Annotated in this window: 20 protein-coding genes; 12 read left to right on the top strand and 8 right to left on the bottom strand. The window is 65.6% G+C overall.

The genetic code is table 11. The features are described from left to right. Positions 1 to 2 precede the first annotated feature (2 nt). Complete coding sequence (locus AB6730_RS11695; RefSeq protein WP_371023781.1) at positions 3 to 824, bottom strand: ferritin-like domain-containing protein; 822 nt, start codon at positions 822 to 824, stop codon at positions 3 to 5. 72 nt (positions 825 to 896) lie between these two features. Then, positions 897 to 1,310 carry a universal stress protein gene (locus AB6730_RS11690; protein ID WP_371023780.1) on the bottom strand — a complete coding sequence of 138 codons (414 nt, stop codon included), beginning with the start codon at positions 1,308 to 1,310 and terminating at the stop codon, positions 897 to 899. Between the two features lie 191 nt (positions 1,311 to 1,501). Between AB6730_RS11690 and AB6730_RS11685 the strand changes: the two genes are divergently transcribed. From AB6730_RS11685 to AB6730_RS11665, 5 genes are all read left to right on the top strand, one after another. Further along, positions 1,502 to 1,951 (top strand): hypothetical protein, encoded by a 450-nt coding sequence (locus AB6730_RS11685; protein ID WP_371023779.1) that lies wholly within the window; start codon positions 1,502 to 1,504, stop codon positions 1,949 to 1,951. 139 nt (positions 1,952 to 2,090) lie between these two features. After that, positions 2,091 to 2,615 carry a peroxiredoxin gene (locus tag AB6730_RS11680; protein ID WP_371023778.1) on the top strand — a complete coding sequence of 175 codons (525 nt, stop codon included), beginning with the start codon at positions 2,091 to 2,093 and terminating at the stop codon, positions 2,613 to 2,615. Between the two features lie 2 nt (positions 2,616 to 2,617). Beyond that, entirely contained in the window at positions 2,618 to 3,160 is a 543-nt protein-coding gene (locus AB6730_RS11675; RefSeq protein WP_371023777.1) for a hypothetical protein, read from the top strand. 65 nt (positions 3,161 to 3,225) lie between these two features. Next, entirely contained in the window at positions 3,226 to 3,978 is a 753-nt protein-coding gene (locus AB6730_RS11670) for a DUF2884 family protein (RefSeq protein WP_371023776.1), read from the top strand. Positions 3,979 to 4,045: 67 nt separating this feature from the next. Further along, the gene (locus AB6730_RS11665) at positions 4,046 to 4,480 is read left to right on the top strand and encodes a PA2169 family four-helix-bundle protein (protein ID WP_306851164.1); all 435 of its coding nucleotides are present in this window, start codon (positions 4,046 to 4,048) and stop codon (positions 4,478 to 4,480) included. 8 nt (positions 4,481 to 4,488) lie between these two features. Here AB6730_RS11665 and AB6730_RS11660 read toward each other — a convergent pair whose 3' ends face one another. Continuing rightward, on the bottom strand, positions 4,489 to 4,710 hold the full coding sequence (locus tag AB6730_RS11660) for a hypothetical protein (protein WP_371023775.1): 222 nt from the start codon (positions 4,708 to 4,710) through the stop codon (positions 4,489 to 4,491). Between the two features lie 92 nt (positions 4,711 to 4,802). After that, positions 4,803 to 7,811 (bottom strand): ATP-binding protein, encoded by a 3,009-nt coding sequence (locus AB6730_RS11655; RefSeq protein WP_371023774.1) that lies wholly within the window; start codon positions 7,809 to 7,811, stop codon positions 4,803 to 4,805. Positions 7,812 to 7,919: 108 nt separating this feature from the next. Between AB6730_RS11655 and AB6730_RS11650 the strand changes: the two genes are divergently transcribed. After that, a complete protein-coding gene (locus AB6730_RS11650; protein ID WP_371023773.1) occupies positions 7,920 to 8,558 on the top strand; it encodes a response regulator in 639 nt (212 codons plus the stop codon). A gap of 118 nt (positions 8,559 to 8,676) precedes the next feature. Next, complete coding sequence (locus AB6730_RS11645) at positions 8,677 to 9,504, top strand: DUF2884 family protein (protein ID WP_371023772.1); 828 nt, start codon at positions 8,677 to 8,679, stop codon at positions 9,502 to 9,504. 7 nt (positions 9,505 to 9,511) lie between these two features. Here the strand turns inward: AB6730_RS11645 and AB6730_RS11640 are convergent, their stop codons facing one another. Then, positions 9,512 to 10,462, bottom strand: a complete 951-nt coding sequence (locus AB6730_RS11640; RefSeq protein ID WP_371023771.1) for a D-2-hydroxyacid dehydrogenase family protein — start codon at positions 10,460 to 10,462, stop codon at positions 9,512 to 9,514. Positions 10,463 to 10,476: 14 nt separating this feature from the next. Next, a complete protein-coding gene (locus AB6730_RS11635; protein WP_306851261.1) occupies positions 10,477 to 10,863 on the bottom strand; it encodes a VOC family protein in 387 nt (128 codons plus the stop codon). 219 nt (positions 10,864 to 11,082) lie between these two features. On the opposite strand from AB6730_RS11635, the gene AB6730_RS11630 reads away from it, so the two are divergent. From AB6730_RS11630 to AB6730_RS11615, 4 genes are read left to right on the top strand one after another with little or no spacing between them, the layout of a single operon-like run. Continuing rightward, complete coding sequence (locus tag AB6730_RS11630) at positions 11,083 to 11,679, top strand: aminodeoxychorismate/anthranilate synthase component II (RefSeq protein WP_371023770.1); 597 nt, start codon at positions 11,083 to 11,085, stop codon at positions 11,677 to 11,679. Between the two features lie 16 nt (positions 11,680 to 11,695). Then, positions 11,696 to 12,727 (top strand): anthranilate phosphoribosyltransferase, encoded by a 1,032-nt coding sequence (gene trpD, locus AB6730_RS11625; protein WP_371023769.1) that lies wholly within the window; start codon positions 11,696 to 11,698, stop codon positions 12,725 to 12,727. A 50-nt stretch (positions 12,728 to 12,777) separates the two neighbouring features. Beyond that, positions 12,778 to 13,623: an indole-3-glycerol phosphate synthase TrpC gene (gene trpC, locus AB6730_RS11620; RefSeq protein WP_371023768.1), complete on the top strand. Its 846-nt coding sequence runs from the start codon at positions 12,778 to 12,780 to the stop codon at positions 13,621 to 13,623. Between the two features lie 16 nt (positions 13,624 to 13,639). Next, on the top strand, positions 13,640 to 14,335 hold the full coding sequence (locus AB6730_RS11615; protein ID WP_371023767.1) for an HAD family hydrolase: 696 nt from the start codon (positions 13,640 to 13,642) through the stop codon (positions 14,333 to 14,335). On the opposite strand, the gene AB6730_RS11610 is transcribed toward AB6730_RS11615, so the two are convergent. Further along, positions 14,332 to 15,078 carry a sulfite exporter TauE/SafE family protein gene (locus tag AB6730_RS11610; protein WP_371023766.1) on the bottom strand — a complete coding sequence of 249 codons (747 nt, stop codon included), beginning with the start codon at positions 15,076 to 15,078 and terminating at the stop codon, positions 14,332 to 14,334. The two genes, AB6730_RS11615 and AB6730_RS11610, sit on opposite strands and share 4 nt — an antisense overlap. A gap of 137 nt (positions 15,079 to 15,215) precedes the next feature. Between AB6730_RS11610 and AB6730_RS11605 the strand changes: the two genes are divergently transcribed. Continuing rightward, a complete protein-coding gene (locus tag AB6730_RS11605; protein WP_371023765.1) occupies positions 15,216 to 16,166 on the top strand; it encodes a GNAT family N-acetyltransferase in 951 nt (316 codons plus the stop codon). A 16-nt stretch (positions 16,167 to 16,182) separates the two neighbouring features. On the opposite strand, the gene crp is transcribed toward AB6730_RS11605, so the two are convergent. After that, a complete protein-coding gene (gene crp, locus AB6730_RS11600; RefSeq protein WP_306851143.1) occupies positions 16,183 to 16,878 on the bottom strand; it encodes a cAMP-activated global transcriptional regulator CRP in 696 nt (231 codons plus the stop codon). Between the last annotated feature and the right edge of the window lie 94 nt (positions 16,879 to 16,972).

The following is a 16,972-nucleotide window of genomic DNA, read 5'->3' as shown; positions in this document are numbered from 1 at the left end:
CCTCAGTGCAGGAACAGCTTCTCGGTGATCCGCGTCAGCGGCCACTCGAGCATCGAGTTCACCCGCGGCGGCAGGTCCAGCGGGCGTAGCAGCATCTTCACCGTCATCTCGGCGGGAATGTGCCGCTTGAGCAGGCCTTCCGCGCGCGAGGTGACGCGGCGGAATTCCGCGTCGTCCTGGGCCTTGTCCGGATAGCGCACGTTGAAGACGTGGCGCAGCGCGATGTCGCTGTCCTCGTTCTTGATCTCGCGCAGGCGCTTGAGCAAGGTACGAAACGTGCTCAGGCGGCCGATGCCGTCGCGCTCGCGATAGATGCGGAAGTGCTGGTAGAAGTGCTTGTAATGGCGCACTTCGTCGCTCTTGATGTAGTTGGTCAGTTCACGCAACACCGGTTCGTCGGTGACCTCGTTGAGCGCGCGGTACAGGCTCGCCGTACCCGTCTCCACGACGCAGCGCGCGGCCAGTTCCAGCCCGCGGTTCGGCTCCAGTTCCTCCGACGTGCAGACCGAGCCGTAATGGGCGAAGAAGGCCTTGAAGCCCGCGTCCCAGTCGAAATCGGGCCAGACGTGGCGCACGTAGGCGGCCAGTGCCCGGCCGTGCTGCATCTCCTCGTGCTCCCAATGGTCGCGCAGCCAGCCTTGCAGTTCCTCGTCACCGGCGAAGTGGTCGACGAGGTTGTGCGTGTACAGGTCCGAGCCGCTTTCGACGAAGGACGAACTGCACAGGAGCAGGAAAAGATCTTCGTTGTGCCTGACCTTCTCCACGTCGATGCGCGAGAGGTCCAGTTTTTCGAGCGTCCATGGCAAGGTGGAGGCGTAGCTCACTGCGGAAGGTTCCTCGATCACAGGTCTTGGTGCCCGGGGGCACAATGACGGGATTGTGACAAAGGCGGCGCGTCAACGCACCACGGTCACCGGCACATGCGCCTTGGCCAGGACATCGGTGGAGGTCGACCCGACCAGCCAGCGGGCGAGCGCGCCCCGCTCGGTGTGGCCTATGACGATGTGGTCCACGCCGTGCCCGGCGACGAAGGAGAGCAGGGCGTCGCCGGGGCTGCCGTGTACCAGCTCGACCTCCACGGGCACGCCGGGGGGCTGGCCGAGCGCGGCGATCTCCTCGCGCAGGCCGCCCAGGCGCTCCTCCAGGATGTCGGTCATCATCAGGGCGGACGTGTCGGCGCCGTTGTCCACCTGCATCACCGAGACCACGTGGACCTTCGCCTTGGAGCAGGCCGCCAGTTCCAGGGCGAAAAGGTAGGCACGGCGGGCGGTTTCCGAACCGTCGTAGCCGACCAGGATGTTCTTGGGCATGGGGGAATCCTCCATCGAGCGGATACGGCTCGATATTAGGACCATGGCGGCGTTCCAGGGGGCCAATTCACCCGCCGTCCATCTAGCCGGGCCGTTCCTGAACGGCTGGTCGGGCGCTCCGTGTTTCTTCACATTCGTGAGTGGAGAATCCGCCTCGCAGTTCCCTGCCACCTTTCAACGGAGAAACGAACATGATCAAGCGCATCACGGGTATGGCCGCCCTGGTTCTGGCGGCGGCAGGTGCTTTTACGGTCCAGCCCGCCCAGGCTGCCGAGGGCGGTACCAAGTGCCACATGACCTTCAGCACGAGCGGCTGGGCCGCGATCTACAAGCGTGCCGATGGCCAGGGTCACGTGCGTTGCGATAACGGCCAGTCGGCGACCGTGATGATCCACATCCGCGGTGGCGGTATCACGGCCGGCAAGTTCAGCATCGAGAACGGCAAGGGCGAGTTCACCAACGTCAAGAACATCAACGAGATCTTCGGCGACTACGCGACGGCCGGCGCCAATGCGGGCGCGGTGAAGAGCGCCGAGAGCCTGGCGATGACCAAGGGCGAGGTGTCCCTTGCCGTCACCGGTACCGGCCGCGGTTTCAACCTCGGCGTGGACGTCAGCAAGTTCGAGATCGCGCGGAAGTAACAACCGGCGCGTGGTGGTCTCGAGGGCGCCTCCAAGGAGGCGCTCTTTTTTTGTCCACCTTGCGTTCCGGCGTGGCGGGCGCAACCTTGGGAGCCTCGCGAGTACACTCACCGCGATCCCCACCCATCGAGGTTCCTCCATGCGCCGCCTCCTCAGCCTCATCGCCCTGTGCATCGTCTCCGCCGCCGCCTGGGCTTCCAGCCCCGTGGTGGGCGAGAAAGCCCCCGATTTCCGCCTGCAGGACCAGAAGGGCGAATGGCACACCCTGCAAACCGAGCAGGGCAAGTGGCTCGTCCTCTATTTCTACCCGAAGGACTTCACCGCCGGCTGCACCACCGAGGTCTGCACCTTCCGTGACGACATCGCCAAGCTGCACAAGGCCGGCGCGGTGGTGCTGGGCGTGAGCCTGGACGACGTCAAGTCGCATGCGGAGTTCGCCGAGAAGTACCACGTGCCGTTCCCGCTGCTGTCCGACCCGGACGGCGCCGTCGCCACGAAGTACGCCGTGCTTACCAGCCATGGCGATACCAAGTACGCCTTGCGCGAGACCTTCCTGATCGACCCGGCCGGCAAGATCGTCAAGGTCTATAAGGATGTCGATCCCGAGAAGAACTCGGGCCAGGTCCTGGCCGATCTCGCCGCGCTGAAGAAAGCGGGCGCCTGATCGTGTTCCAGGCCGCCAAGGGTGCCAGGCGCGCCCGTCCCTTCGCTCCGTGGCGCATCGTGGTCTGGCTGGTGATGCTGCTCGCCGCCGCCGGCTTCGTGATCAACACCTATGCCTCGGTACTCTTCGCCCATGCGGTGGGTGCGGTGAGCGCCGAAGCGATCGCCGCGGGCGCGGGCGACCCGCGCATCGGCCTGCTGTGGTCGCTCGCCTATGCGCTGGCGGCTTTCGTCGTGATGGCCTTGAGCCTCGGAACGCTGCGCTGGCGTGAATGGGGGCGACGCGCGATGCGGGTCGTAGCCCTGTTGCTGCTGGTCTGGGCCGCCTACACCGCGTGGGTTTCGTTCGACCAGTGGAGCCAGCTCGGCACGGTCCTTTCCCAGACCGGACTGCCGGCGGACCTGCTGGCGGCCGGACAGAAACACCGCACGATCCTGCTGATCGGCCTGGTGCTCAAGGTCGTTTCGGTTCCCGTGCTGGCCTGGCTGTCGTGGATACTCGGCAGCGTGTCGGTACGCCAGCAGTTCGCCCAGCCCGCGTTCTGATCGGTTCGGTTCAGCCGGCATTCGTTCGCCGCCGGCTATCGAAGCGTTTTCCGCCGGGACCCGCCATGACACCACGCCTGCTCGTCTTCGCCATCGCCACCTGCCTTGCAGGTGGGGTGGCGGCCCAGGACCTGGGCACCACCTGCCAGGTGGCCAGCACGTATGACCTGACGGTGCGGCCGGACAGCCTCGTGTTCGAACGCGCCGATGCGGCTCCGCGCAGCGTGCGCATGCAAGACGGCAGCCTGACGACCGACGGGCGGGCGGTATCGCTTCGACCCGATGAGCAGGACCGCGTCGCCCTTTTCGAACGCAACGTCCGGGCGCTGGTTCCGAAGGTCAAGGCGATCGCGAACGATGGTGTCGACCTCGCCGCACGTGCCGTGCGGGACGAAGCCGCCACGGCTGCCCCGGGCGCGGCGGGCAGCGGCGAACTCGACCGGGTGTTGAATGCCCGTGTGGCGGACATCAAGCGGCGCATCGCCGCCAGCCAGAGCACGCGCGACTGGCAGGAGGATGCGATGCGTGCCTATGCGCAGGAAATCGTGTCCGATGTGACACCCATCCTTACCCAGGACGTCGGCAGCGAGGCCATGGGGTTGGCGATGAACGGCGACCTGCAGGGAGCGGCGGCGCTGCGCGACCGCGTTGCGTCCGTATCCACCGGTGGCCAGGCTCGCGTGGTGGCTCGGCTCGAAGCGGCGCTCAAGCCACGCATCCAGGCGTTGTGTCCATCGATCCGGCAGCTGGGCGACCTGCAGTCGGGTCTGCACGATGCCACCGGCAGGCCCTTGCTTTTGCTCGAACCAGGCGGCTGACCGCCGGCTGACCGGCGCCCGGCGCGTTTAAGGCCGGCTAAGTCCGACGGGACTAACGTGCTGCTCCATGGAACGCAACTCGACCCGTGTGGTAAACGGCCTGATCCGGCGAGTGATTGCAGACCGCGACCTCTATCGTCAGGCCGCACGTGGCGTTCGTGAGCCAGGACTCAAGACCATTCTGGAGGAATCCGCCGCTTCCCTGACCGCCATCGCGACGGACCTTCAGGACGAAGTGTCCTCCGCAGGCGTGCGCCCGGCGACGGCGGGTGGGCCCATGAGCGGTGTGCGGCGAACCATGATGGAAGCGTCGGTAAAGCTGTCACATGATCCCGATGTCACGTATATCCGGACGCTGGAGCAGATGGAGCGTCGTCTGCTGGATGCCTTCCTTCGCCTCGAGGCGAGTTCCGGTGACCGCGCGATGGTCGGCCGGCATATCGCGCGCTTGCGCCTGCTGCATCTCGACATGACCAACCTCGGCAGCGCCGCGGGGCGCTGACGCATCGCCTAGGCGGCGAGACGTATCTCGTGCAGGGTGCGGTGCAAGTGGATGTCGGCGGAAACGCGGACGGGGAATGCCGACATCAGTGTTTCGCGATCGGCGAAGAAGTTGGCGAAGGCGATCGCGTCCGCAGGATCGGAGCGCACGGCGATCTGCACGCCCTCGCGAAAGATGCCCCAGGTCTCGCCTATGTCCGCGATGTGATATTCGATTGCGTGTTCGTTCATGCCTCGTCCTCCGCCGGACGCCTGAAGGCGTGCTGTGGTCAGGATGACGAGGTCATCGGCGCGAAGCTATCGGACTAGTCTGAAAATTCGCACTAATTTTTGAGCATATCCTCAGTGCGTTGAGGTGCGTCCACCGCGGCCCGCAGTTGCAAGGCATAGCCCTCTATCGCCGATGCGAGTTCGGGTAAACGATGCATGGCGGCCGCGCCATCGGCGCCGCGAAGTTCGTTTTCCAGGTGTTCCGCTAACGCAGCCTCGACCGATGGGCCGAAAACGCGCATGCCGCCGAGGACACGATGTACCCAATCCGCCGCGGTGGCCGGGTCGCCGAGGGCGGCGATTTCCGCCATGTCGTCGCGTACGGCCGTCTCGAACCGGGCAACCATGAGAGGCAGCAGGGTGAGATCGCCATAGGTTTCCCGCCATGCATCCAGGTCACATGGCGAGTGAGTGGAATCATCCTTCCTGCCGGGTGAGAGCAACGTGCCTAGCTCGGTCAATCGCAAGGGCTTCGTTGCGAATCCGTCCATGCCCGAAGCGCGACAGCGATCGTCCTCGCCGGGAAGCGCATTCGCGGTGACCGCCACGATGCGAAGGGACGAACCCTGCTCGCGTAGTGCGCGGGTGAGCGCATAGCCGTCCATCACGGGCATGTGCAGGTCGGTCAACAAGACATCGAATCGGCGTGACGATGCGCGGGCGAGCGCCTCCGCGCCATCCGCGACCAACTCATAACGATGGCCGAGACGCGTCAGTTGTGCCGCGACCAACTGCCGGTTCGTCGCGTTGTCCTCGGCCACGAGTACGTCGAGGGCAGCCGCTTTTGCAGACGGCATGGCGACCGTTGTCGCGCCCGCGGCCTTGCTGCTGGCGACGTGTCGTGATCGCTCCATCTCGAGCACGATCGACAGTCGGGTACCCTCGCCAACCGCGCTCGACATCATGAGATCGCCGCCCATCAGTTCCACCAGGTGCCGGCTGATGGTCAGGCCGAGGCCGCTTCCGCCGAAGCGGCGTGTCGTCGATAGCTCCGCCTGGCTGAAGGGCGCGAACAATCGCTCGATATCGTCCCGGGCGACGCCGATGCCCGTGTCGATCACGTCGATGCGGACCCTCTGGGTCATCTCCGCGTCTTCCATCACGTCGACGGTGATATCGACGCCACCCCGGGCGGTGAACTTGATGGCGTTGCTGACGAGGTTGAGCAACACCTGGCGCAATCTCGCGGCGTCGCCCATGACCCCTGGCGCCAGGCGCGCATCGATGTGGACGGCCACTGAAAGGCCTTTTTGCCCCGTCTGCCGGGCATGCAACGCCACGACGTCGTCGAGCAACTGGCGAAGATCGAAGGCGGCATGCTCCGTCTCGACGGCACCGGCTTCGATGCGTGAGAAATCGAGCACGTCGTCGAGTATCCGTAGAAGCGCTTCGGCCGACGACTCGGCGGTGCCGAGCAGGTGATGCTGGTTCTCTTGCAGCGATGTCTCGCGGAGCATTTCGAGCATGCCGATGAGCCCGTGCATCGGCGTGCGGATCTCATGGCTCATGGTGGCGAGGAACCGGCTTTTCGCCGCGGTGGCCTCTTCAGCCGCCTGCCTGGCGTCGGCCAACTGGGCGGCTTGTTCATGCCGGTCGGAAATGTCGATCCAGTAGCCGGTGAATTCCACCGCTCCCGTAACGGGCCGTGGCAGCGCATGCGAAGCGATCCAGCGTTCGGGGGCGACGCCGCGAATGCGCATCTCCGCGTGAATCGGCGTGAGGGTGTTCGCCGCCCTCGCGACCTCGGCAAGCAGCGGCGCCTGGTCGCGAGGGTCGATCCGTGCGAACGCGCGGCGCTCGTCGTGAAGGAACGTATCCACGGAAATACCGAAGATGGGTTCCGGGTTCCCACCCACGTGGATGAACTCGATGCGCCCGCCGGTGACATAGCGAAAGCGATAGAACACGGCGGGGATATGCCGGGTGATGTCGGCCAGCCGTTCCTCGCTCGATCGTCGCCGTCGTGTTTCGCGACGCAGGCGCATGTACGCATGGGACACGGCGAGAAGGAGGACGAGCATCGCGATACCCGGCGGTCCGGCCTTGCGTGCGATTTCCCGCCAGGACCCTCCCCATGTGTAGTGGGATCGTAACCAGGTATTGCGGATGGCCTGCGTACGACGCTCGGAAATCCGGGCGAGCGCCCTGTCGAGCAGCGGTATCAAGGGGGCGTACCGCCGGTCGACGGCGATCGAGAGCTCCGCGCGCTCCTCCGTCGACGCCGCGAGCTTCAATCGCGCGGGATGATCGCGGCGCATGAAGTATTCCGCGGTCGCGATGTCGCCTACATAGGCATCGGCTTGTCCCGATGCCACGGCACGCAGGCCTTCGGCGGCGTCGCGTACCTCGATGGGTTCGACCGAGGGCAGGTGATGCACCGCCTTGGCGACCGCGCCCTGGGCCATGTTGGCCGCGACACGGTGCCCGCCGAGATCGGCCGGCCCCGCGATGGTCGCCATGTCGTCACGCGTCACGATCATCACGGGAAAGTCGATGTAGGGCGCGGTGAAATCGAAACGCTTTCCCAACTCGCCGTTGCGAGGTGAAGCCGCGGGAAGGATATCGATGTCTCCGGCGGTGGCCCTGCGCACCGTTTCCCCCCAGTCCTGCGTGCGGACGGGTTCGTGGGCGACGCCGAGCGTGGACAGGGCGTCGTCGAGATAGTCCATGGCCAGGCCGACAGGCGCCCCTCCCCGGTCCACCAGGGACAGTGGCGCCGACGTGGGATCGATGCCGACACGCAGTACGGGCAGGTGCGCGAGCCACTCGCGCTCGGCATCGGTCAGTGCGATCTCGCCCTCTCTTGCGAGTCCATCCACGCCCACGGCGATATGTGGGCTGGTAGCTCGACCATTGCAGCTGCCTTCGACGGGAACAGCGTCGGCAAACGAGGCTGGAAGGCGTCGGGTTCGTTCGTGAGTCTGCGCGACCGCGGATAGCGGCAAGCAGGATGACGCGCTGTCTGGCGGGCACGGCGCCAACGCCACGCCGACGCTGTCGGCGAAGGCATCGCATGAGCAAACCGCGAACGGAATGTTGACCAGGATTCTCAAGAGCTGCATGGCGTTCCTTCGACCACGAGCGGATGTTTACTGTAATCTCCGCGATGGTACGACGAGTAACACATCTCATGGAGAGCGGCAGCAGTTATCCGCCGGCGAGGGAAAGAAATGGTTTTGCGCACGATCATTGCCGACGATCATCCGGTGGTCCTGATGGGTACCCGTGCGGCGCTCGAAGCGGCAGGTGATATCGTCGTGGTCGGCGAAGCCGCCAATGGCGATCAACTCGTCGACCTGCTGGCCTCCCGTCCGTGCGATGTCATCGTTACCGATTTCTCCATGCCTGGAGGTCGTCACGGTGACGGGCTTTCGCTGATCGACCTGATCCGGCGACGTTATCCACGGCTGCCGATCGTCGTGCTCACCATGGTGAACAACGCGGCGGTGCTGCAGACGATGCGTGTTCGCGGGGCGTTGGGCCTGTGCGACAAGCGGGCGCCACTCAAGGAAGTGGCGGTGGCGGTGCGTCATGCGGCGGCGGGGCGGCCCTATCTCAGTGAGACGATCCGACGCCAGTTCGACCAGGCCGGCGTACATAGCGCGACCGACATGACGCGGCTCTCCGCCCGGGAGATCGAGGTCGTGCGCCTGTATGTGAGTGGCATGTCCATCACCCAGATCGCCGAGCGCCTCAGTCGCAGCGTCAAGACGGTGAGCCGGCAAAAGCGCGACGCCATGCGCAAGCTGGGCATCGATCATGACAGCCGGCTTTCCGAATATGCCCGTGAACGGGGCCTCGCTTCCTGACCCTGCTGGAAGTCAGGGTATGACCATTCGCCCATGTGGTGTCGCGCGAATCGGCTTAAACCTTGGACGACCCGGGCGCATCCCACCCGGAGCCAACCGTTCCCTGGGGAGAAGAACCATGCGCCATTCACTGATTGCCGGTACCGTTGCCATCGGGCTCGTCCTCGCCGCCCCCATGGGGCAGGCGAAAGGCTTCAATTTCAGCACCGACACCTGCAAACACGATTATTCCACGGCCTACGATGTCGACGTCACGGCCGATGGCCTGTCCTTTCATCGCAAGGACGGCATTCCGGGCCGGGTCTTCCTGCACGATGGCTCGTTACGAGTGGATGGCAAGGACATCGCGGTCTCCCGCAGCGACGCCGACGCCTTGCGCCGCTACGAGGATGGCGTTCGCCGGCTCATGCCGCAGATCGCTTCCATCGCCCGCGATGGCGTGGAAATGGGGTTCTCCGCGATGACGTCGGTCACGTTGACCTTCGCCGAGGGTGACCAGCGCGCGGGAATGCTCGAGAAGTTGAAGCGCAAGCAGGCCGAGGCATTGCGCGAGATCGACGAAGGCATCGGCTCGGGTCATTGGTCGTCGGATCGCATGACCGAGACGGTGGCCGGTTCGGTATCGGACTCGGTGGGTGAGCTGGTCGGCTCGGTCACGTCCAGTGCGGTGACCGCCGCCCTCTCCGGCGACTCGAGCAAGGTGGCGGCGCTACAAGCGCGTGCCGAATCGTTGGACAAGGCCATGGACCGGGAGATGGACAAGCGCTCGAAAGGCCTGGAGGCCCGCGCCAACGCCATTTGCCCACAACTCAACGACCTTGCGGACTTGCAGCGTGGATGGGGCGTGCGCACGGCCGACGGCAAGCCGCTCGAACTGATGACGATCAAGCCGAAGGACAGCCACGATCACGACGAGGGCGAGCCGAAGAAGGTCGCTTCGTCCTGAACGATACTCAGGCGGCGTGCCGGTCGAGCCAGTCCAGCACGTTGCGCACGGTATCGCCGTAGAAGGTCCGGTACATCTCCTCCGTGACGTAGCCGATGTGCGGGGTAGCCAGCACGTTGGGCAGGATACGGAAGGGGTGAGCCGGCGGAAGCGGTTCCTCGTCGAAGACGTCGATCGCCGCGCCCGCCAGGCGGCCGTGGCTCAGTGCGTCGACCAGGGCGGCTTCATCGACGATCGGGCCTCGCGAGCTGTTGATCAGCCGGGCGCCGGGTTTCATCGCGGCGAGGTCTTCCGCCCCGATGATCCCCCGGGTGCGCTCGCTCAGGCGGGTATGGATGGTGAGGAAGTCGGACCGGGCCAGGAGTTCGTGCTTCGTGACGCGGCGCACGCCCAGCGCGCCGGCGGTTTCTTCGGCGAGGTTCTGGCTCCAGGCGATCACCTGCATGCCGAAGGCCTGGCCGATCCGGGCCACCTTCGAACCGATGCGTCCGAGGCCCAGGATGCCGAGGGTTTTTCCGCGCAGTTCCACGCCCAGGCTCGTCTGCCATGCGCCCGCGCGTACCGAAGCGGCCTCGTCCGCGATGCCGCGGGCCAGGCCGAGGATGGCGGCCCAGGTGAATTCGATGGTCGGCGTGGACGAGTAGTTCGTATGGACCACCTCCACGCCGCGCGAGGCGGCGGCCGCCTCGTCGATCGACGCGTTGCCGCGGCCCGTGGACGCGATGAGGCGAAGGCGGGGCAGGGCGGCGATGAGATTCGCGGTCATCGGCGTGCGCTCGCGCATGACGCAGATGACGTCATAGGGAGCCAGACGCCGCACCAGGGCATCGTGGTCCGCCTCGTGATCACGGAAGACGGTGACCTCGGCGCGACCTTCGAGGGGCGACCAGTCCGCGAAACGCAAGGCGGCATCCTGGTAGTCGTCGAGCACCGCGATACGGATCGTTGCATCGTTCATGGCGGTTTCCCGTGTCATGCGGGCTGGATCAGGTCCCAGCCGTTCCCGTAGATGTCCTCGAAGACCGCGACCGTCCCGTAAGGTTCGTGCCTGGGCTCTTCGCGAAAGCGCACGCCATGCGCAAGCATGCGCGCATGGTCGCCGGCGAAATCGTCCGTCTGCAGGAACAGGAAGACGCGGCCACCGCCTTGTTTGCCGATATGCGCTTTTTGCTCATCGTTCACCGCGCGGGCCAGCAACAGGTGCGTCCCGCGCGATCCGCGAGGCGCCACGGTGACCCAGCGCTTGCCGTCGCCTTGTGGCGAATCCTCGATCAGGTCGAAGCCGAGTGCGTCGACGAAGAAGGCGATCGCTTCGTCATAGTCGCGGACGAGGAAAGTGACGGCACCCAGCGAGGGCATGGCGTTCTCCGGGAAAGGGGGCACCTAGGATCGCCCGTGTGGGAGATGCGGACAAGCGAGGCGGGGGTCTGGTCAGGCGCGGACGCTTCGTCCCGAGGGCCCGAACGCCGGGCTGTCCGTGCCGGCGGGTTAGTCGGATAATGGTCAACTGACTGACAAACGCGTGATACTTCGGCTATCCGGTCCTTTAATGGTTCCGCAAATCAATAGGATAAGCACGTGCTCCTCATGATCGACAACTACGACAGCTTCACCTTCAACCTCGTCCAGTACCTGGGCGAGTTGGGGCAGGAAGTGAAAGTCGTAAGGAACGACGCCCTCACCATCGCGGACATCCGCGCACTGGCGCCGTCGCGGATCATGATCTCGCCGGGGCCGGGTACGCCGGACGATTCGGGCGTGTCCATGGACATCCTGAGCGAGATGGCCGGCGAAGTGCCCATCTTCGGCGTCTGCCTGGGGCACCAGGCCATCGGCCAGGTATTCGGCGGCAAGGTGATCCGCGCGCGGGAAATCATGCACGGCAAGACATCGCCTGTCCGGCATCGCGGGCAGGGGGTGTTCGCCGGCCTGCCGAATCCGTTCGAGGCCACGCGATACCACTCCCTCGTGGTCGAGAAGGAGTCCGTGCCGGATTGCCTCGAAGTGACCGCCTGGACCGAACGCGAGGACGGCTCGATCGACGAGATCATGGGCCTGCGCCATCGCACGCTCGATATCGAGGGCGTGCAGTTTCATCCGGAGTCGATCCTCACCCAGCATGGCCACGACCTGCTGCGCAACTTCCTCGGCATGCCGTTGCCGCTCGCCGCGTAAGAAGGATCAAAGCGCCATGCCGATGACTCCCTCCGAGGCGCTGCAGCGCACGATCGAGCACCGCGAGATCTTCCACGACGAGATGATCGAGTTGATGCACCAGATCATGCGCGGCGACGTCAGCCCGCTGATGACGGCCGCCATCCTGACCGGCCTGCGCGTGAAGAAGGAGACCGTCGGTGAGATCACCGGCGCCGCGCGCGTGATGCGCGATCTCTCGGCGAAGGTCGAGGCCGGCCCCCATCCCCATTTCCTCGACATCGTCGGCACCGGCGGTGACGGTGCCTCGACGTTCAACATTTCCACGGCATCCATGTTCGTCGCCGCGGCGGCCGGCGCGCGCGTGGCCAAGCACGGTGGCCGCAGCGTCTCGTCCAAATCGGGCAGCGCCGACGTGCTCGAAGCCCTGGGCGCGCGCATCGACCTGCTTCCGGCGCAGGTCGCGGTCTGCATGGAACAGACCGATATCGGCTTCATGTTCGCGCCTAACCACCATCCGGCGATGAAGGTGGTATCGCCCGTCCGTCGTGAAATGGGCGTCCGTACGATCTTCAACATCCTCGGGCCGCTGACCAACCCGGCGGGTGCCCCGAATATCCTCATGGGCGTGTTCCATCCCGATCTCGTCGGCATCCAGATCCGCGTGCTCCAGGCGTTGGGGGCCAGGCACGCCATGGTGGTATGGGGCCGCGACGGGATGGACGAGATTTCGCTGGGTGCCGCGACGATGGTGGGCGAGTTGCGCGATGGCGCCGTGCATGAATACGAGATCGAACCGGAAGATTTCGGCCTGTCGATGGCATCGAGCCGTAATCTCCGCGTGGAAGACTCGACGGAATCCATGGGCATGTTGCTGGACGCCATTTCCGGCACCCCGGGCGTCCCCCACGACATCGTTTGCCTGAACGCGGGTGCCGCGTTGTATACCGCCGACGTCACGCCTTCCATACAGGCCGGCATCGACCTCGCCCGCGCGACCATCGCAAGTGGCGCGGCTCGTGTAAAAATGGACGCGTTCGTGGCCGCGACACGACGGCTCGGCGCCTGATATCGTCGGGGCTCCCCGAAAGCCCCGGCCTTTCCCAAGGAAGTCCCTCGATGCCCGACATTCTCCATCGCATTCTCGACCGCAAGGTACAAGAGGTCGCCGAACGCAGCCGCAAGCGCTCACTCGACGACCTTGCGGCACGCATCGCCGACCTCGAGGATACGCGTGGCTTCGTGGCTGCCATCGATGCGCGCCTGCACGACGGCAAGCCGGCGGTCATCGCCGAGATAAAGAAGGCCAGCCCGAGCAAGGGGCTCATCCGTGCCGATTTCGATCCAGCGGCGATCGCGCGCAGCTACGAGCGCGGGGGCGCCACCTGCCTCTCCGTGCTCACCGATGCCGATTTCTTCCAGGGTCACGAGGATTACGTCGACCAGGCCCGCAAGGCTTGTTCGCTTCCCATCCTCCGCAAGGACTTCATCATCGACGAGTACCAGGTGTACGAGGCCCGCGTGATCGGCGCCGACTGCATCCTGTTGATCGTTTCCGCCTTCGCCGACAAGGGCGGTGAAGACGTGATCTACGACGAGAACCGGTTGACGGAGCTTTCCTTGCTCGCCGCCGAACTCGATCTCGACGTGCTCGTCGAGGTGCACAACGAGGAAGAACTCGAAGTGGCCCTGAGCCTTCCCGCGCCCCTGATCGGCGTGAACAACCGCAACCTGCGCACCTTCGAGACCTCGCTGGGCACATCGCTGAAGCTCAACGACCGTGTCGGTCCGGATACGGCGATCGTCGCCGAATCGGGTATCCACACGACCGAAGACGTGCGCAGGCTGCGCGAGGCGGGCATCCACACCTTCCTCGTGGGCGAGGCCTTCATGCGTGCCGCCGATCCGGGCGCCGAATTGCAGAAGCTCTTCGGTACCCAGCCGCAACAACCGCACCGACACTGACGCGATGGAACAGGGGATGGCGACGGCGGCGGCCGACGATACCGCCGCCGATGCGCGGCGTGTCGTGTTGTTCGATTTCGATGGCGTGATCGTTCGCCACCAGACACTGGAGATGTTCTTTCGCGAACGCCTTTCGGGCGCGGGACGCTGGCGGTTGCTGCTGGCGCTTCCCGTCGTGCCCCTGGTGCCCCTGTTGATCGGCAGCGTGCGGGGCAATCGTTTCCTCGGCCACGTGTTCCTGCGCGTGACCACGTTCGGGCGCCGCGAGGCCTCGTACCGGCGAATGATCGACGCCTACGCCCGGGCCTACGCCCGGCGTCCCGGCGTGTTCTTTCGCGATGCGGTGGCGACCTTGCGCAGGCATGTCGATGCCGGCGACCGTGTGATCGTCGTTAGCGGCAACGACCGGCAGATGGTCGAGGCGATCCTCGACGAAGTGAACCTCGGAGGCCACGAGCTGGTGGCCTCGCAGACCCGCGGTGGCCTGTTCGGCATGCGCTTCGTCAGGCATAACGTGGACGGCGCCAAGGTCCGCGCCCTCGAACGAGAGGGCATTCCGCGCCCCTGGAGTGTCGCCTACGGCGATTCTTTGTCGGACCTGCCCCTGCTAAAGGCGGCCGACGCGGCGAAACTGGTCAATCCCACGCCGAAGATCGCGAAGAAGGCCGGACGCGTCCTGGGTGACAAGCTCGAAATCCTGTACTGGTTCTAGCGCAGGACGTAGTTGCCCAGCTGATAGAGGCTGATCCCGATGATGAGGCAGCCCACGGCGATCATGACGTAGCGCGGCGGCAGGTGCCTCACCAGCCAGGCGGCCAGCGGCGCCGCGATCACCCCGCCCGTGAGCAGGCCCAGGACGATCGGCCAGTGTTGTATGCCCATGTGCGCGATCAGCGTGCTGGATATCGCCACGGTGACGACGAACTCCGCCGCGTTCACGGTGCCGATGGTGTGCCGCACGGCACCGCCGCGCGCGAGCAGGGTGGAGGTGGCGATCGGCCCCCAACCGCCGCCGCCGATGGCGTCGAGCAAACCGGCGACGAAGCCCAGGACCCCCTTGTGGCGCACGCGGTGATGGGAGACCACCTTTCCGGCCGCGCGCACCAGCACCACCACGCCCAGGATCAACAGGTACGCGTAGACGAAGGGTTTGATGGTGTCGCCAGGCACGCTGGCGAGGAACCACGCGCCGATCACGCCGCCGATTACGCCGGGAATGGCCAGCCGGCGGAACGACTTCCAGTCGACGTTGCCGAACAGGGCATGCGCGCCGCCGGACACTCCGGTCGTGAAGATTTCGGCCGTGTGCACGGTCGCGCTGGCGACGGCCGGCGGCAGGCCCAGCGCGAGCAGTACGGCGTTGGAAACGACGCCGTAGGCCATGCCGAGCGCGCCATCGACCAGTTGGGCGAGCAGGCCCACGCCGACGAAAATCAGGAATTGGCTCCAGTCCATGTACCGTCCAGAGGAGGGGTCGGGACCCACCATATACGAGGTGGGTGCGATCCCGGCATGAAGAAAGGACGGAATGCTTGCGTGCGGCATCGCGACGCCGCTAGCCTCGTTTTCCCAACCTCCCCATTGGACCGCCGATGTACCTCTCTTCCCTGCGTGAGCTGGCGCTCGGCAGTCGTCTCAAGGCTTTGAGCGACCAGTTCTACCAGGCCGTCGACGAGGTCTACAAGGCATGCGGCGCGGGTATCGAGTCGCGCTGGTTCCCGGTGCTGCGCTATCTGCGCGACGTGGGTCCCACGACGGTTACCGACATGGCGCTGGCCATCGGCCAGACCCACTCCGCCGTAAGCCAACTCGCCGACCGGCTGGTCGACGCCGGCATGGTCGTGCGCCAGCGCGATCCACAGGATGGCCGCCGCAGCGTGCTGGCCCTGACCGACGCGGGCGAGCGCGCGCTCGGTGCGCTGGGCCCGGTATGGCTGGCCATCCGGCGTGGCATGAGCGAATCGCTGGGACCGCGCGGCCTCGCGTTGCTCGAGGCGATCGATGGCTGCGAACAGGCGCTCGCCGAACGTCCGCTGGTGACGGCCATCCTCGAACAGCGGGCCCAGTTGTCGCGCGCGGCCGTGGAAATCGTGCCCTTCGAGCCAGGCCTGCGCGAGCACTTCCGCCGGCTCAACCAGCAGTGGCTGGAGCGCTACTTCCGCGTGGAGGAGGTCGACCGCGCATTGTTCGCCGATCCCGAAGGGCTGGTCATCGACGCGGGCGGGGCGATTTTCTTCGCCCTCTATGCGGGCGAAGTCGTGGGTACCTGCGCGCTCATTCGCGAAAGCGAAGGCGTCTATGAATTGTCCAAGATGGGCGTGGACGAGAACTACCGGGGTCTCGGCGCCGGTCGCAAGCTGCTCGACGAGGCCATCGCCGAATACCATCGCCGCGGCGGCCGGGAGTTGTTCCTGGAGTCGAACAGCCGCCTGGATCGGGCGCTGGGCATGTATGAGCGAGCCGGCTTCGTCCGCCAGGCATCCGTCCGGCCCGGCTCGCATTACGAGCGGGCGGACGTCTACATGGTCTACCAGGGGCCATGAGCGGCCCCCGGCGTTTCTAGCGGGTGCCGCGGACCACGATGGTCTTGCCCGCGACGTCGATCATCCGCTCTTCCTCGAGTTGCTTGAGCACGCGACCCACCATTTCGCGGGAGCAGCCGACGATGCGGCTGACTTCCTGGCGGGAGATGCGAATCTGCGTCCCGTCGGGGTGGGTCATGGCGTCCGGTTCCTGGCAAAGATCGAGCAAGGTGCGTGACACCCGGTTCGTCACATCCATGAACGCCATCCGGCTTACCTGGCGCGACGTGCGCAGGAGGCGATGGGTCAACTGCGAACCGATGGCGAACAACAGTTTCGGGCATTCGGCGGCGAGCGGGCCTTCCAGGAGCTGGAAGAGCCGTTCATAGCTGATCTCGGCCATTTCTACGGCCGTTCGGGTACGGACCAGCGACTCGCGCTGGGCCTGTTCCACGAAAAGCCCCATTTCGCCGATGAACTGGCCGCGATTGATGTAGGCCAGGATCAATTCCCGGCCTTCTTCGTCCTCGGTGCAGACGGCAAGCGAGCCGTCGACGACATAGTAGAGCGTGTTGGCCGGGTCGCCCGGCCGGATGATCGCCGTCTTCCCCGGATAGCGACGACGATGGCAGGCATCCAGAAAGCGGCCCATGGAGGCCGGGTCGGGCGCGAAGCTCGAGGGAGCCTGCGACCGTTCGAACGCCTGTTGCAACAGATATTTGAGTTGAGCCACAGCAGATTCCGTTGAGCCTCAATGGCATGGCGTCCCCCTTCAGCGGTGAGCCGACGGATTTCCGTCAGGCGTCGCCGACTCGCCATGTCCCCTG

The organism is Luteibacter sp. RCC_6_2 (assembly GCF_041360655.1).
In the GTDB taxonomy this organism is placed as follows: Bacteria; Pseudomonadota; Gammaproteobacteria; order Xanthomonadales; family Rhodanobacteraceae; genus Luteibacter.
This window is presented reverse-complemented; position numbering and strand designations above follow the sequence as displayed.

Bases quoted from the DNA above. Each gene is read 5' to 3' on its own strand.
- AB6730_RS11690 (WP_371023780.1), bottom strand. From the start codon at position 1,310: ATGCCCAAGAACATCCTGGTCGGCTACGACGGTTCGGAAACCGCCCGC.
- AB6730_RS11685 (WP_371023779.1), top strand. From the start codon at position 1,502: ATGATCAAGCGCATCACGGGTATGGCCGCCCTGGTTCTGGCGGCGGCA.
- AB6730_RS11680 (WP_371023778.1), top strand. From the start codon at position 2,091: ATGCGCCGCCTCCTCAGCCTCATCGCCCTGTGCATCGTCTCCGCCGCC.
- AB6730_RS11670 (WP_371023776.1), top strand. From the start codon at position 3,226: ATGACACCACGCCTGCTCGTCTTCGCCATCGCCACCTGCCTTGCAGGT.
- AB6730_RS11665 (WP_306851164.1), top strand. From the start codon at position 4,046: ATGGAACGCAACTCGACCCGTGTGGTAAACGGCCTGATCCGGCGAGTG.
- AB6730_RS11660 (WP_371023775.1), bottom strand. From the start codon at position 4,710: ATGAACGAACACGCAATCGAATATCACATCGCGGACATAGGCGAGACC.
- AB6730_RS11655 (WP_371023774.1), bottom strand. From the start codon at position 7,811: ATGCAGCTCTTGAGAATCCTGGTCAACATTCCGTTCGCGGTTTGCTCA.
- AB6730_RS11650 (WP_371023773.1), top strand. From the start codon at position 7,920: ATGGTTTTGCGCACGATCATTGCCGACGATCATCCGGTGGTCCTGATG.
- AB6730_RS11645 (WP_371023772.1), top strand. From the start codon at position 8,677: ATGCGCCATTCACTGATTGCCGGTACCGTTGCCATCGGGCTCGTCCTC.
- AB6730_RS11640 (WP_371023771.1), bottom strand. From the start codon at position 10,462: ATGAACGATGCAACGATCCGTATCGCGGTGCTCGACGACTACCAGGAT.
- AB6730_RS11635 (WP_306851261.1), bottom strand. From the start codon at position 10,863: ATGCCCTCGCTGGGTGCCGTCACTTTCCTCGTCCGCGACTATGACGAA.
- trpD (WP_371023769.1), top strand. From the start codon at position 11,696: ATGCCGATGACTCCCTCCGAGGCGCTGCAGCGCACGATCGAGCACCGC.
- trpC (WP_371023768.1), top strand. From the start codon at position 12,778: ATGCCCGACATTCTCCATCGCATTCTCGACCGCAAGGTACAAGAGGTC.
- AB6730_RS11615 (WP_371023767.1), top strand. From the start codon at position 13,640: ATGGCGACGGCGGCGGCCGACGATACCGCCGCCGATGCGCGGCGTGTC.
- AB6730_RS11610 (WP_371023766.1), bottom strand. From the start codon at position 15,078: ATGGACTGGAGCCAATTCCTGATTTTCGTCGGCGTGGGCCTGCTCGCC.
- AB6730_RS11605 (WP_371023765.1), top strand. From the start codon at position 15,216: ATGTACCTCTCTTCCCTGCGTGAGCTGGCGCTCGGCAGTCGTCTCAAG.